Annotated in this window: 14 protein-coding genes and 1 pseudogene; all 15 read right to left on the reverse strand. The window is 34.6% G+C overall.

The features are described 5' to 3' along the window. On the reverse strand, positions 1-442 hold a 442-nt coding region (locus tag B9N65_RS10555; protein WP_087583805.1), incomplete at its 3' end, for a hypothetical protein. Positions 443-551: 109 nt separating this feature from the next. After that, on the reverse strand, positions 552-1,073 hold the full coding sequence (locus tag B9N65_RS10560; protein ID WP_012001093.1) for an Hcp family type VI secretion system effector: 522 nt from the start codon (positions 1,071-1,073) through the stop codon (positions 552-554). Positions 1,074-1,137: 64 nt separating this feature from the next. After that, positions 1,138-2,055, reverse strand: a complete 918-nt coding sequence (locus tag B9N65_RS10565; protein WP_087583799.1) for a hypothetical protein — start codon at positions 2,053-2,055, stop codon at positions 1,138-1,140. 9 nt (positions 2,056-2,064) lie between these two features. Then, entirely contained in the window at positions 2,065-5,388 is a 3,324-nt protein-coding gene (gene tssM / locus B9N65_RS10570) for a type VI secretion system membrane subunit TssM (protein ID WP_180385151.1), read from the reverse strand. Next, a complete protein-coding gene (locus tag B9N65_RS11090) occupies positions 5,382-5,555 on the reverse strand; it encodes a hypothetical protein (RefSeq protein ID WP_180385152.1) in 174 nt (57 codons plus the stop codon). Before B9N65_RS11090 ends, tssM begins: the two co-directional genes overlap by 7 nt. A 77-nt stretch (positions 5,556-5,632) precedes the next feature. After that, a complete protein-coding gene (locus tag B9N65_RS10575) occupies positions 5,633-6,529 on the reverse strand; it encodes a type VI secretion system baseplate subunit TssG (protein WP_087583801.1) in 897 nt (298 codons plus the stop codon). After that, the gene (gene tssF, locus B9N65_RS10580) at positions 6,526-8,244 is read right to left on the reverse strand and encodes a type VI secretion system baseplate subunit TssF (RefSeq protein ID WP_087583802.1); all 1,719 of its coding nucleotides are present in this window, start codon (positions 8,242-8,244) and stop codon (positions 6,526-6,528) included. Before tssF ends, B9N65_RS10575 begins: the two co-directional genes overlap by 4 nt. Further along, on the reverse strand, positions 8,244-8,633 hold the full coding sequence (locus B9N65_RS10585; RefSeq protein WP_012001091.1) for a hypothetical protein: 390 nt from the start codon (positions 8,631-8,633) through the stop codon (positions 8,244-8,246). Before B9N65_RS10585 ends, tssF begins: the two co-directional genes overlap by 1 nt. Before the next feature lie 8 nt (positions 8,634-8,641). Further along, a complete protein-coding gene (gene tssC, locus B9N65_RS10590; RefSeq protein WP_021086376.1) occupies positions 8,642-10,090 on the reverse strand; it encodes a type VI secretion system contractile sheath large subunit in 1,449 nt (482 codons plus the stop codon). Positions 10,091-10,092: 2 nt separating this feature from the next. Next, positions 10,093-10,578 carry a type VI secretion system contractile sheath small subunit gene (gene tssB, locus B9N65_RS10595; protein WP_012001089.1) on the reverse strand — a complete coding sequence of 162 codons (486 nt, stop codon included), beginning with the start codon at positions 10,576-10,578 and terminating at the stop codon, positions 10,093-10,095. 80 nt (positions 10,579-10,658) lie between these two features. Beyond that, complete coding sequence (locus B9N65_RS10600) at positions 10,659-11,942, reverse strand: type VI secretion system domain-containing protein (protein ID WP_087583803.1); 1,284 nt, start codon at positions 11,940-11,942, stop codon at positions 10,659-10,661. After that, the gene (icmH, locus tag B9N65_RS10605; protein ID WP_021086306.1) at positions 11,943-12,707 is read right to left on the reverse strand and encodes a type IVB secretion system protein IcmH/DotU; all 765 of its coding nucleotides are present in this window, start codon (positions 12,705-12,707) and stop codon (positions 11,943-11,945) included. A gap of 9 nt (positions 12,708-12,716) precedes the next feature. Further along, positions 12,717-14,111 (reverse strand): type VI secretion system baseplate subunit TssK, encoded by a 1,395-nt coding sequence (gene tssK, locus B9N65_RS10610; protein WP_021086322.1) that lies wholly within the window; start codon positions 14,109-14,111, stop codon positions 12,717-12,719. 1 nt (position 14,112) lies between these two features. After that, positions 14,113-14,580 (reverse strand): type VI secretion system lipoprotein TssJ, encoded by a 468-nt coding sequence (gene tssJ, locus B9N65_RS10615; protein WP_087583804.1) that lies wholly within the window; start codon positions 14,578-14,580, stop codon positions 14,113-14,115. A gap of 115 nt (positions 14,581-14,695) precedes the next feature. Further along, positions 14,696-14,847, reverse strand: a pseudogene (locus tag B9N65_RS11335) (thioredoxin reductase); the annotation flags it as partial.

Genomic DNA, 14,847 nt, shown 5'->3' on the forward strand with positions numbered 1-14,847 from the left:
CTAATAGTTTTTTGATTAATTTAAATTTTTCTTCTTTAAATTCTTTATATTTTTGAGTTTTTATAAATTCTAGTAGCTCAGGGCTTGCTTTTTTGTTGTCTATACCGACACCATTTTCTCTAAAGAAAAATGCAAAGCTCATACCTATAGATGTAGCCAAGCTTGCATTAGCGGCTGTGCCTTTTTCCAAAAGAGTATCAAAAGTTTTTGTTTTATTTGCATCATAAGCATACTCTAATAAATTTGGTCCTATTGAAAAATCTGGAATTTCAATAGTCATATTAGCATCGCATCCAAGATCATCTATGTAGTATTTTATATACTTAGCCGTTTCAGTGTCACTTAAATTTTTATTGAAAATGAGTCCAAACATATCCGTGCAGTTTGCTTCGTGTGAATATAAAGATGTTATGAAAAATATGATCATAGCTAAGTGTTTCATATCGCATTTCACATATCATGGTGTTTTAAAAGATAATGATAAAAAGGGCTCATTTGTGTCCTTCCAACAAGAAGATTGATATCCCTAGGGAGGATCCCTAGGTTATTTTTTAAGCTTTTTTAGTAGCTTCTCTCCAGTCATCGCTTCCGCTTGTACCTGCAGCTACGTGCTCCCAAACTATCTTTCTATAGTTCATTGAAACTTTAAAAAGCTCAGTTTTGTCGCTGTTTAGCTTGTCTTGAGCATTTGGGCTTACTAGAGTGATATCTGTTATAGTTGCGTCTTCTAGTTTTGTAGTAAAGAAGTGCTCAGCACCACCGCTAGTTGATGTTCTATACCAATGGATCTCAACCTCTGGAAGTCTCTCGCCTTGAGTTAATGCGTTGTAAAGAAGTGGAACAGCTTTGTTTAAAGATGTTGTAAAGCTAAATGGCTTATGTACTCTTTGTCCTGATGGTTGGCCACTTTGTGGATCTACTGGAACAGTTACAATGTGAGAAACCTCTTGTGCCATGATCTCATCTTCGTGACCTGACTGATAGCGATTACCGATACTAGCTTCTGTTGAAGCACCACTTGAGATAAGTCCTTGAGTAGAACCTTTCACCTTAATATACACTGGTTGTGACATATTTACTCCTATTAAAAAATTTGGTTATTTTAACTTTTATTAACTTTCTATTTTATTAAAAACATTACTTTTTTAACATATAGCTTTCAAGTGCTTTATGTAATAAATAATTAAACGCCTCTTTATCTTCTTTGGTGCTTTTTGTTACAGCACCAGAGAGATATTTGAAAAATGAATTATTCTCGACTATATCGTACATTTGACTATATAGCTCCTTGCATATTAGTTTAAGCAAAACAGCATTAACAAGCGTCGTGTTGTCGCTTAGAGGCAGCGTTTTTATAATAGTTTCCATATCTTTTGTATTTAACGTCCTGCTTTGCTCGCTTATAGGGCTCATGTTTGGCTGCACTTTTATGCTCTCAACTAAATTCATCAAAAGCTCATCCATGCTCTTTGCTGTTAGCATCCTTTGACTATTTATATCTTCTTCATCGAAATTTTGAGCGCTCTCATTTAAATTTAAAGGCACATCATTAACATTCTCATTTAAAGTGATATCTTTTTCTTCATCTATGAGAGAATTTATCTTTGGCTCTTCTTTAAAATCAACATTTGAGATTTTCCCAACTGGCTCAAATTCTTTATTATCAAGCTCATCAAAGTTTTTGGTATTTTCTATGATCTTGTGAGCTTTGCCGACATATTCGTCTATCCTAGAAGGATCTATAAATATAAATTTAAGCTCGCCTATCCTAAAAATATCTCCTGGATTTATCACGCTTTCATAATCATCAGGCAACTTCGAATAAGAATCGCTATAAAATATCTCGCATCCTTCGTATCCGCAAATGGTAAAAACACCCTCTTCAAAGCCTATATGAGCGTGCTTTGAAGCTATAGAGCCACTTGTATCGCTGCATGGAAATTTAACCGTATCTAGCGAGCCTATGTCTCCGCCGTTTTCATCAAAAATGACATACTGCGCCAAAAAGCTCGAAGCTTTATCGAAATTTTGTATAACCGCTGCTATCTCTTGCATATTTTTTCCTTAATAAAGCATCTTTCTTGGTAAATCAATAGTTGGTATGATATTCATAAGCTCTAAAAGCTCTCCGCCATTTGGAGTAACTTCAAAGCCAAAATATGACTCTTTTTTACCATCAAAGTTAAGCGTACTAACGCCAATGCTACTGAAATTTGAAGCCTTTAAGAGCTTGTACCAGCCCCACTCGCCATCAAAGCTGATCTCTTTTTTGTCGCTACCCGCATTTGAAACTGCATTAAATTTAAACTGCGTTGAGATATCAAAGCTTTTACTTGAGACAAGTAAATTTGATGGGATAGTATGATCATACGCCAAAGAGTTATTTCCGTAACCTATATTTATGTGGCTGAAATTTGCTGATAGATCAACCGCTTTTAAATTATAGTTTAGTTTTAGCTCATCATTTGAGTCAAGCATCAAATTTGAAATTCTATCGATATAAGCGATATTTTCAAGGAAACTTTTATTAAATCTTAACTCTTTTGCATATTTTGGTCTTACTTTGTAGCCACTGCCAGTTTTGCTCAAAATTTGTTTTAGATACTTATCATAAAAGCTATTCCAAGTTCCGTCTTTGCCAAAAAATCTCTTAAATTCTTCGATGCTAACAGATTTTGCTGAGTTTTCATTAAATGGATAATAAGGCTTTATAAGACTTTCAAAGTCATCAAGAACATCATCTTTATAAGCTGTTGCTAAAAGCGATGAAGCTCCGTTTTCTACCTGTTTCCAAGCAAGCTTTGATAGCTTTTGATAGTACTCATTTAGCTCATCTGGAAGCTTTTTGGCGTCATTATTTAGCACGATAAATGGATCATTCTCATTTTTTATGCCATTTATCGCATAAACGATCTTATCGTCACTGCTTTGAAGCATCTCAAAGTTATAGTCACTAACTTTTTTATATACATTTGTGACGTCATTGCTGATAAGATCTAGCGATCCGTCAGAATTTAGCGCATGATAGTTTGTAAATTTAGTGCTAAAGTCTGTAAATACACGTTTTATCTCGCTTGAAGCAAAGCCTAGAGAGTAGATGTATTTTAGTAAATTTTCATCATTTAAATTTGTATTTTGATTGGTTAGTTTTATAAGAGAATTTAGTGGGTTTTCTCTTTTTGACAAAATTTCAAGCTCATCTATGACCTCTTTTTTAGTAGCAAATTCATTTGGCTCGATCGCTCTTAAAATTTGGTTCCATTTATCAGCATAGTTTTGCAAGTAAAGCTCTACAACTGCGATACTTAGCTCTTTTTTCTCATTTGAGCTGATATCTTTTAAAGATGAGTTGGTATCCATCAGCCATGACTCGATGCCTGCAGTCTCGTCGATGTTTGAGCTAAGTTTTGCCAAGAAGTCTCTTAAATTTTCTTTTGTATAAATTCTATTAAACGGATTAAACGCCTCTTTTTCTTGAACTACTTGGTTTAAATTTTCAACCTCTTTTTTGATATCGTAGAATGATTTTTCATCTTTAAATGAGATAAACTCAAGTATCGAGTAGAGCCTTTTTGCTCTTTGAACAGGTGTTAGTTTAGTATTTGCAGCACTTTGGGCGCTCTGATCTGCTGAAATGCTTAAATTTTTAGCATTTAAAATAGCTTCGATGTGTGCTAAAAACTCGTCCTTAGCAACGCCATATTTTTCAAATTTATCCCAGTTTGCAGCTATCCAAATTTTAAATAGATCTACGTTTGTATAGTTTTTATCAAAAAGTGAATCATACATATAAAAGGCTTTTATAAGCTTATCTGGGTCGCTCTCTGTTTTTAGGATATTTTCCATCTCAGTTAAAACTGTATTTTTGAAAAAGTCAGCGCTAAGGTCATAATAAAGCGCTTTAACAGGTGCAAAACCCTTATAAGAGGTATCAAGGGTGATGTACTCAAATTTAGTATCACCGCTAAAGATCCTTGGATAGTCGTTTAGACTTTGTTTTAGCAGATTTAAAAGCTCGATCTTTTGTGTAGCGGTAAGGTCTTTATATTTTTTGTTATCAAGATAGTTAGAAATTTTATCTACGTTGTTAGCCGCAATTTGCTCTTTTGTATTTTTGATATTTAAAATATAACTAGAGCCAAAATAAACTCCCACACAAAGTGCAGCCACTAGGGCGAAATTTATAAATTTAATAAATCTATTTTGAGCGCCAAATTTAGTTACATTTGCTTTAAAAGCGATCTCTTTTAAAAATGATTTTACAAAGTAGCTTTGTTTGCTGTAATTATTTACCGCTCTAAGAAGTGGTTTTTTGATGCTATATTTATCGCAAATCGTATTTGTAAGGTAGTTTATAGGGATGTTTTCTTGATATGCACTTACAAAATAAACTCCATTTATCACAGATGTGTTTTTAAGAGCATTTTGAGAGCTTAGCTTTGTAACAAAGTCTTTTACCAGCACGAAGAAATTTTCAAGCTGTTTTAAGAACAAATATGAGCGTTTTTTATCTTCTAGCATGTGCGAGATCGAGTTTTTGCTCATTAGGTGTTTAAATAGTGAGTCGCTTAAACCCTTAAGCTCTGTCTCAAGTGTTTGAGCGGTGAAATTTGAGTCTAAATTTATACCAAGAGCTTTATTTGCCACGTCTTCATTGAAAAGTTTGAAATAATCACCCATGCCGTCGATAAGGTCAAGCTTACTAAAGACCACGTAGATAGGAAATTTGATGCCCAGATGCTTCTCACAGTCATTTATCCTCTTTACCATATACCTGATAAGCTCATCAAAATACTCTTGAGTGCCTTCTAGGAATTTTTTAGTATCTATGATAAGCACGGCACCGCTTAGTCTTGAGTTAAAGTCATTTCTCTTTAAAAAGTGTAAAAACTCGTTCCAAACGCCTTTTTTAAGTAGATAGTCTCTGTTTTTCTCTACATCATCTTCAGGAAGCTCCTCTGTTGCGGTTGGCTGATAGAGGCTCTCTTGTGCAAAGTGAATGCCCTCAGTATCTAATAGTGCTCCAAATTTTGATACATAAAGGTTAAAATTTGTCGTACTTTGATGTATCTTTTTATATGTATCCAGGCTATCAGATAGAGGAAATTCGATATTTGAGTAGTTTATAAAAGCACTTTTGCCAGCGCCCTCGTTGCCTATTATCATTATTAATGGCAATTTTTTGAAATTTATATCTTTTTTCCAAGTCGTTTTGGCGTCTTTTAGCGAAAGTAAGAAATTTCTCTTTGCCTTGCCAAAACTATCCATTGACTCTTTTTTGATCTCTTTTAGTTTGTCGTTTTTCTCATCTTTGCGTGATGCAAAATAGTTCATCAGCGGTCTAAGCAAGACAAAAAACAATATAACTGCCCAAAAAGCAACTAGCACGCTAACTCGTGAGCTAACACTAGCGAAGCTATATATATATCGTTAAATGCTACAAGCGGGGCATAGAGCCAAAACAAAACACTAAGAGCGATAGAAGTTACTAAAACAACACTGTGTTTAAACCTAAAAAATGTGAAAAATCTGCGTAAGTAGTCGATAAATGCCATAGCTGCAAATCCTTTTACAAATAAATATATTTCTTTTATGTAATTATATCAGATTTTTTTGATTTTGGAGTTAAATTTTATGAACAAAGTCTAAATTTTATAAAATTTGACATTTTTTTATCATTTTTAAGCCTTGAACCAAAGCCAATTTGACTACTTGTATATTTTGACCCGAGCTTAAACTGCATCTTGTGAGAGTAATTTATCTTCAAATATAAATCAGAAACAAATTCATCATTAGTAAAATAAGAAAGAGTCTCTTGAAGCTCTTTAAATTTATCTTTTTTGGGGAAGAAATTCACAGCCTCTTCGTACTCTATACCGTTTATAAAGACTGCGATCTTAGTTTGTTTTTCAAAAAGCTTTTTGCCAAGGATGAAATTTTTACCAAGTGTCCTATTTTTATGGCCTAAAGAGTTTAAATTTGAGGGGGCTATGAAAATTTGGTTTGGTAAATTTTCAAGTATAAAAAGCTTATCTTTTAGCCCAAAGTGGCTCTGAAGCGCAAATTCAACCTCTTTTTTTGGCCTTCTTTGGCTAACCGCAAGTGGTGAAAATGGCAGAAATTTCTTTGCCAGCAGCTTATCTTTTATATTAAGCATATCAAGCAAGATCTTTGAAATTTTATCATCAAGCTCATCTTCAAAAGATCTTGCGTAGTTTTTTAGACTAATGCTGTCAAAAAATAGCCAAAGCAAGTAGTTGTCAAAAAAATCAAAAAATAGCTCATAGCTATTGTCATTAGTCTTTGAAATTTTCTCTAAAATGTAGCTTGTTAGGTGTGAGCCGCTTCCTAAAAGACCCATAAAATTTACAATTATCTTTGTAAGCTCTTGCTCGTCTAAGCTCTCGAGCTCTTTGATCGGGTAGGCAAAACTCGAGCTATTTTTTAAAAATATCTCGCTCCTATCCCTATCTTTTAGGATGTTTTTTATAAGCTTAAAAAAAGAAGCTTGGCTTATCTCTTCGCTCATACTAGCTCTTTCGTGCCGCTTAAAAACCCATAATCAAATAAAATTTTACTCTTTACGCACTTGATCTTAAGCTCGCAAAATGAGTTAATAGAAGCAAATTTTGATAAAAACTTAGCCAAATTTATACCTAAAACATAGACATTTCCAAGGCTTTCAAACTCGCTCTCATCTATATAAAACATACAAAGCACCCCTCTTTTTGCAAAGCCGCCATCGACCCTGTGGATCTGTTTTGTCTTTATCTCATGAAGCGAGCTAGAAAATTTCTTCAAAAACTCATCATCAGGTAGCATAAAGGCATTAAGCAGTGCTAGAAAAGAGCCCTTGTTTAGTATGCTTTGATAGCTAAATGACAAGATACTAACTAGCCTCCAGAGTAAATTTCCATCTACATTTACACGTTTTACGCTAGTTGGGATAGTTAAATTTTTGGTTACTACGCCTTGGTGATTTTGGATTTTATTTATCTCGCCAAGTTTTAGATTAGTTGGCAGGTCGCCGTTGCAGCAAAGCGTCTCGATACTCACGGTCTGCTCTTTGGTGTCATTTTTAAAAAATGAAATTTCTTTGTAAGAGTTTAGCTTCATATCTGTTTTGTTGCTTACAAAGTAATAATCCTTTGATCTTTGGCTATTTAAAAACTCAAACCTCTCAAAGCTTTTGTAGTTTTTAAGTATCCTTTTTTCATTATTGCTGCTGTGAGCGACGACCTTTGTGATAGAGACTATCTCGTAAGCGTTTATGTTTGAGCGGTCGATGAAAATTCTATACTCGCTTCGTTTGTTGTTATTTTGTATAGGCTCAGCGCCTTTGGCAAACAAATTTATCGCTGGTGTGGCAAAGAGAGAGAAGTACTCTAGCCTTGGCACATAACCATTTGGCATATCTTTTGAAAAGACAAATTTGATGTTAAAGCTTTTTGCGTCAAATCTTTTTAAAAAACCAAGTCCGTTTATACGGATAAAATTTAGTTTAGATGAAAAATATGAAAGCTCTTTTATAAGCTCAAACGCCTCAAAACCAAACTCATCGCTATTTATCAAAGCTTCATCAAATTCATCCAAGCTAAGCTTATCAGCTCCAAGTTTTATCTCCTCATCGCTATCTTCAAAGCTTATGACTATAAATTTTAAGTAGTTTTTTAGCCACATCAAAAGAGTTGAAGAGAAGTATATGTTATCGCCAAGGTATAAATTTAAAAAGCTGGTATCAAGCTCTTTTGTGCTAAGTTCATCTTTGGTGATAGATATGTTTAAATTTAAAAGATAGTCGCTTTTGTTGTTTGACATGAAAGCTTTTGATATCTTTAAAGGAAGCAAATTTACGTCATATATCGTCTGGAATTTACAAGCCACGCCGTTTATTGGCTTTGACTCTATGATGCTGCCTTTTGGTATAAATTCTTTTTTTTCTGAAAAGTCATCTCTTAGAGCAAATTCTTGCATGCAAACTGAGGGAAAAGGATTTGTGTAGCTTGGCATTAAGATATTTATCAAAGACTCGGCTATTAAGGGGATATTTTCATCTAGCTCTTGTCTAATCCTTGATGTCAAAATAGCCATATTTTCTATGATACTCTCAACATCAGGATCTTTGCTCTTAGTATCTAAAAATGGTGCAACTTTTGGGAAATTCTTTATAAAAAGAGCTCTTGTTTCATCAAGATACGCCATCTCTTTTTGAAAATAAGCTAAATTATTTTCATTATAATCCATTATAAAATCTCACAATATCTATTGTTTTTAAAAATAACCTTTAGCAAATACTCTTTGAAATTGTCGTTTTTATGCTTATAGTTTATGTTAAAGATGATGCGCCAAGGCTTTAGCGAGTCATCATAGCCGATAGAAGTTATCTCTATTCTATTTTCGTTTGAGGTGATTAGTTCATATATCGCCATGCCAAGTCTATGGCCAAGCTCGTTTATCTCGACACCAACCGACCAAAGATCGATGATACTATCGTTTAAACGGCCGTAGTTTCCAAGCCTTGAGTTTAAGATAGTATCGATATGATCTTTGATGTCGCTGTCTAGGTCTTTGAAGTAAGGACGAAATTTTGACTCATCACTAAATTCATATAAAATTTTATCTATCAGCGACATGCTTAAATTTACTCTTTATCCAGCTTACCAACCAAAGAAAGCTCGAAATTTGCCCCCATAAATTTAAAGTGAGGTCTAGCTAGAAGCTCTATCTTATACCAGCCTGGCTCGCCAGCTATATCGCTAACGATGACTTTTGCGCTTCTAAATGGTCTTCTGCTTCTTACATCAGCTGGTGGGTTTTCCTGATCTGAGATGTACTGTCTTAGCCACTCATTTAAGCCACGTTCAACGTCACTGCGCTCTTTCCAAGTACCGATCTCTTCTCTTTGAAGTACTTTTAGATAGTGAGCCAAACGAGAGATCAAAAATACATATGGAAGCTGTGTGCCAAGTCTAAAATTTGTCTCGGCAGCTTTTCCTTCTGGAGTATTTGGGAAAACTTTAGGTTTTAGCACTGAGTTTGCAGAGAAAAATGCTGCGTTGTTGCTATCGCGTCTTAGCGTAAGCGTGATAAAGCCATTTTCTGCAAGCTCAAATTCTCTTCTATCTGTGATCAAAACTTCGGTTGGAATTTTTGTCTGAACGCTTCCGTAGTTTTCATAAGTGTAAGTTGGTAGGTCTTTTACAGCGCCGCCACCTTTTGGTCCAATGATGTTTCCGCACCATCTATAGTCCGCAAAACTCTCTGTAAGCCTTGTAGCAAACGCATAAGCGCCGTTACCCCAAAGCATATCATCGTGCTTATCAACGCTTTCGCGGTAGTTAAAGCTTTTTATAGGGTTATCTTCTGGGATATATGGAGATCTAGTAAGAAATCTATTTACCATACAACCTGTATATTTTGCATCTTCGTTCTCTCTAAAAGTTCTCCATCTTGTGTATTGAGGACCTTCAAGTAGGCTCTTTAGATCTTTTATGTTTTCAAGCTCGCCAAAGTTATCAAGTCCAAAGAATTTAGAAGATAGCGAAGTTAGAAGCGGAGAGTGGCTCATCGCTGCAATTGATGACATTTTGTTTAAGAAAGTCATATCTTGATTTGACTTATCTAGCTCATAGTCAGCAACTATCGCACCAACTGGCTCACCACCGAATTGACCATATTCAGCTGAGTAAATTTGCTTATAAAGTGTGCTTTGAGTTATATCTAGATTGTTTTCAAAGTCATCTAAAATTTCCTCTTTTGTAGCGTCTAAAAGATCGATCTTTACGTTTTCGTTGAAATTTGTTCTCTCAACCAAAAATCTAATGCCACGCCATGTAGATTCTAGCTCTTGGAAAGATTTGTTGTGTAAAATTTCATCCATCTGAGCTGATAAAAGCGTGTCTATATGGGCTATCATCTCATCAAGTGCTAGCTTGTTTATCTTCTCTTCAGCGTTGTTTGTTGTGATGATATTCGAGATAAACTCGGCAACTCCTTGCTTTACTACGCTATAACTTTCATCATCTTTTGTATATTTGCTCCTTTGCATTATGCTTTCAATGATAGGAGTTTTTACTTTAGTTTCAGACATTTTTATTCCTTATCTTTTTCGTCTTTAAGCTCCAAAAGAAGCTGTTTTCTACTATCTTCATCCTTAATAGCCTCTAAAACCGCTTTTCTAAAATCAGGCATATTGCCCATAGGCCCTTTTAACGCAACTAAAGCCTTTCTAAGCTGCAATAGCTTTTTTAGCTCAGGGACTTGGTTGATGATATTATCTGGGTTGAAATCCTGAATACTTTCAAAATTTAGATCGATATTTAGATCTTCACTACCAGAATTTAGTCTATTTTTCACTGAAAATTCAGTATGAATGTCTAAACTTTTCATAACTTGATCGAAATTTATCTTATTTATAGAGACAACTTCGCGATCTTCAAGTGGAGTTTGGTTTTCACCAGTTAAATTTGAAACTACCATCAGCTTTAATGGAAGCTCGACATCTGCTTCTTGGTTGTTTGTTTTGGTTCTATAAACAATGTTTATACGTTCTTTTGGTGGGATTGAATTCTCTGCCATAATAACATCCTTTTTTTGAGTAAATGATTTAAGAATTATAATTAAATAAAATTAAAGAAGTTTTAAAAAAACATATTTTATCACAAAAATGTTTTTGCCTTTATATAAATATCTGACAAATAATCCTTAAGCTCAGTGTTTTCTATAAATTTAACTATTTGCGAATATACAACTTTTGCATTGTTGTCCATGCCTTGGCTTGTAAAAATTTTGGAAAGCTCTAACAAAAAGCTAAGCTCACTTTGCGAATTTGTTGTATATTTGCTTCTATCAAGGGCTTTTATCAGCTCTTCAAAGCTCATATCTTTTTTCATTTCGTCACTAGAGATAAAATTTGCGCTCTCTTTTTTACTAAAAAATTTAGCACTCTCTTCACTGAAAAATGCCTCTTCGCTTTGAAATTTAAGCTTTTTCATATCTGGGAATTTTTCTATGAAATTTAAAGTCATGCTAGAAACTAGCTCGCTTTGCTCGCTTAGTCCAGATGATCTTAAAAACTCACAAAATATCCTAACGCCATCTATCCAAAATGGATTAAGAGCTAAATTTCTTATAAATTTCTCTAAATTACCAAGGTTTGCTTCTTTCATATTTTTAAAAAGTAAGATCAAATTTTCATCAGGATAGCGTATCTGCGTCACTTGCTCGCTGCTTACTGGCAAAGCCTTGATCCTGCCCCACATCGCCTCAAAAATAAGCGAGTAAGCGGTCAAATTTTTTATATCATTTTTTAAAAGCGAGATGGATAAATTTACAAAATACTCCCTAAACTCTCTATCACTAAATGTACTAATGTCGCTACCACTAAAAGAGACACTTTGTGAGTAGCTTGGTTCTGCCTTTTGCGGCTGCTGTTTTGGCTCCTCAATTTTTTGAGTTTGCTCATTTTTCTCTTCTATATAAAGTGTGTCAAAGTGCGTACTAAGCTCGCGTGAGAGCTCAGGCACAAGCTCATTAAAAGCCCTTGCGTCCGCTTCGTCTAAATTTAAACCCTCTCTATGGGCTTGCGTAAAAAGCTCTATCGTTTGGGCAAATATCTTTTTTTTGGCAGGCACTTGCTTTTCATTTTTAGCTAATAAACTTGGCTCTTGTTTTAGGGTAGTTAGAAAAAATGAAAAAGCACTGATTAAACTTCTAAAAGCATCTTTGTCGTTTAAATTTACAGCAGAGATCGCTAAGAAATTTAAAAGCTTTACATCGAGGCTAAATTCGCTTAATGCCTTTAAGGACGAGCTATAAACAAAGTCCCATTTTATCGTATCGTGAGTCAAAGTCTTATACTTCGACATCTCATCTATAAGGCTGATGTAGAGTTCGTTTTCTGAAAAGTTTTCGCTAAATTTGTTGAAAAACTTATCTTGCACTTACTTTTTGTCCATAAAATTTTCTATTTTATTGTTTAGAACGCTGTCGTTTTTAACGTTGTTTTGATCCATCGAGTAGGTGCTATATAAAAACGCAGCCGCGATAGCTGCAAGCGCTATAAGGATAAAATAAAATTTCAAATGTCTTAGTGAAAATATCTCAAAAAAGCTTCTCTTTTTAGTTTTTAAATAGCTCTTTTCAAATACATTTTCATCAGCTTTGATAAGTGGCGAAACGGCTGAGGCTATATTTTCACAAAGGTATGAAATTTTCTCGTTACAATCTTCCTGCGCTTCGTATTTACCCTTGTATCCAAGCACCAAACAAGCATAGATAAACTCTAAAAAGTCCTTGTTTTTGCCAACGTTTTCAAACCATTTATCCATAATGCCAAAGAATTTATTGCCACCTAAATTTTCGTTGAAAAATCTCGTTGTTAAGGTGTTATTCGCCCAAAAACTGTTCATAAAAATTTCATTTTTAAGCAAGCTTTCATCGATAAAAACACAAAGGCAATATCTAAGCCTAATGATGTCATCCTCTTCATAAATGCCTAAATTTGAGATCTTTGAAGTGGTGCTTAATATATCATTGATCAGCTTTTCACGTAAATTTTGCATCTCACTTTGTGAAAAATTTTGTAGTTTTGAGACCCTATTTGCCAAAAGAAGCAGTGGTAGCACATGATCTAGGGCAGGATTTGCGCCAAGTCCTAGAAGCTTTGTCTGGCTTAAAACTGAAATGTCATTTTGATTTTCACTCATTTTTTATCCTTATAATAAAGCCCACATCTTAATGTCAGCGTTTGATAAATTTGCTGTTATATAGACGCTAATAACGCTTTGATTTGCGAAGCTTTTGAAAATTTCATCTTTTTTATCGATCTTGTAGTAGATATAGTCATTTAGCTTTGGCAATGTACTAGGTATAGCTGAAATTTGCTCTACATTTATGCCGCGAAGCTGCGATGATACGATACTTTTGATGTTTGATTGGGTGTGGATTTTGCACTGCTCTTTGAAATTTTTAAGCAGGTACTCATTTTTTGTATCGCTATGGATAGCAAAGTAAATTTCTGAGTTTTCTATGATGCTTGGGTTATCAAAGACGCAGTCAAAAAAGCCGTGATTGTTTTTAACGATCTGCGCCATGACGTATTTTGGCGACAAGATATGCGAGAACAAAAGCCTAAGATTGTTTATTAACGGTACGAAAGTTTGACTTAAGTTGTTGTGATCATAAGCTATAAATTCGCTAAAACTATCATCGTGACTTAGTGCTAGCAGATCAGCTTGAAAATCAACCAGCTTTTCATATAGATACTCTGGATGAATTTTGTCTCTTTTGAAAAGATATGAGAATATCAAGTGCCATTTTTTCAGCATATTTAGCGTCAAATATGTTGAAATATCAAGCCTATTTTTCGCCTGATCTATGCCGCCTAAAAGCCCAGTATAGCTCTCTTGATGCTGCTTTGTAGCAAAGCTAAACTCATCTATAAAGCTAGTGATGAAAGAATTTTTACTGATATCGATGCAGGTTGGGATAAATTTCTCATCAAGTGTTATTTGCTTGTTTAGGTCGATGTTTTTTATCCTGCAAATAGGCACGCTAAGCTCATAAGGCGTCTTTGAGCCAAGCACTCCTAGAGCCGATCTTTGGCTTGCTAGGATCAAATTTTCTTTATCCTGCGTAAAAGCAGACGAAAGCTCAAAGTCGTCTTTGTCATCTAGCTCGTTCAAGATATCGTTGCTAGCTTCATCATGCACTCTTGAGCTAATGAGCGCTTGTTTAGCTGTAAATTTTAGATTTGGCAGGTTGTTTTGCAAGCTAACATCAACAAGTCCTGAGCTAACTGGTAGCTTTAGCACTATGACAGCAGAATTTAGCTCGCTAGGACTTATCTCAAGAGGCTCTGGTAGGTCGTCTTGATCTGGGGCGTTAAATATCGTACCATCTTGTGAGATGCAAGAAATTTTATTTAGCCCTATCTTGCCTTGAAGCAAAAGTTCGCTTGAGATCTCAAGCTCCAAAACTCCATATAAATTTGATAAAGACGAGACGGTTTTTAGGTTTAAATTTCTCTCAAAATACCTCTCTTGCTGCTCGAAATGAACCTTATCAACGTTCATCCCGTTGTACCAGACAACTTTTAGTTTATCAGACATTTTATTTGCTTGCTTGGATCTTAGAGCTGCTAGCGTCTATGGTATTTACGCCATTTTTAGTTATCTCAAAAACTATATTTTTCTCTTTTGCTTCTTTTGTTGATTTGTAAGCTTTGATATTTGTCTTGCTTTGATCAGCATAAAGCACCAAAATACCTACGTATGGCACTTCGTCTGGATCGACATTTGTAAAAGCGTATCTGTTTGTGTTTGGCTGAATTTGCGTTTTTATCGAGTCTATCTTGTCTTGACCAAGTATGTCACCATTTTTCTCAGCTAGATCAACTATGCTAGCTTGCTGAAATTTTGCCACATCTTTCAGCTTGTAAGCGATGATAGTCACTGGTACGTTGTCACCGTGGTAGTTTAAGTTTGAATTTGGAGTGTTGCTTATGATAAGATCTTTTGCACATCCTGCGATAAATAGCATAAAAATTAAAGAACAAAGAAATTTAAACGTTTTCTTCATGGTTTCCTTTACCTCACGTTAATAATATTATTTTTATGTAATTCTATCTAAATTTATTTTAGAAGAAACTTATTTTAAAATCAATGTTCTTAAATAAAACTTTAATGAGCGTTAATCAATCCTTTATATTATGCTCTTTGGCATAAGATAATATCTTAGCTCTAAGGTCTTCTGGGAAGCTATCTCTATACATTACTGGTGTTAGAGGATTTAGCTTTTTATCTAATTTACCAGCCTCATATAGTCTTGTTAGCTCTTCTGGTGTGT

It is taken from the genome of Campylobacter concisus (genome assembly GCF_002165815.1).
Lineage (GTDB): Bacteria > Campylobacterota > Campylobacteria > Campylobacterales > Campylobacteraceae > Campylobacter_A > Campylobacter_A concisus_BH.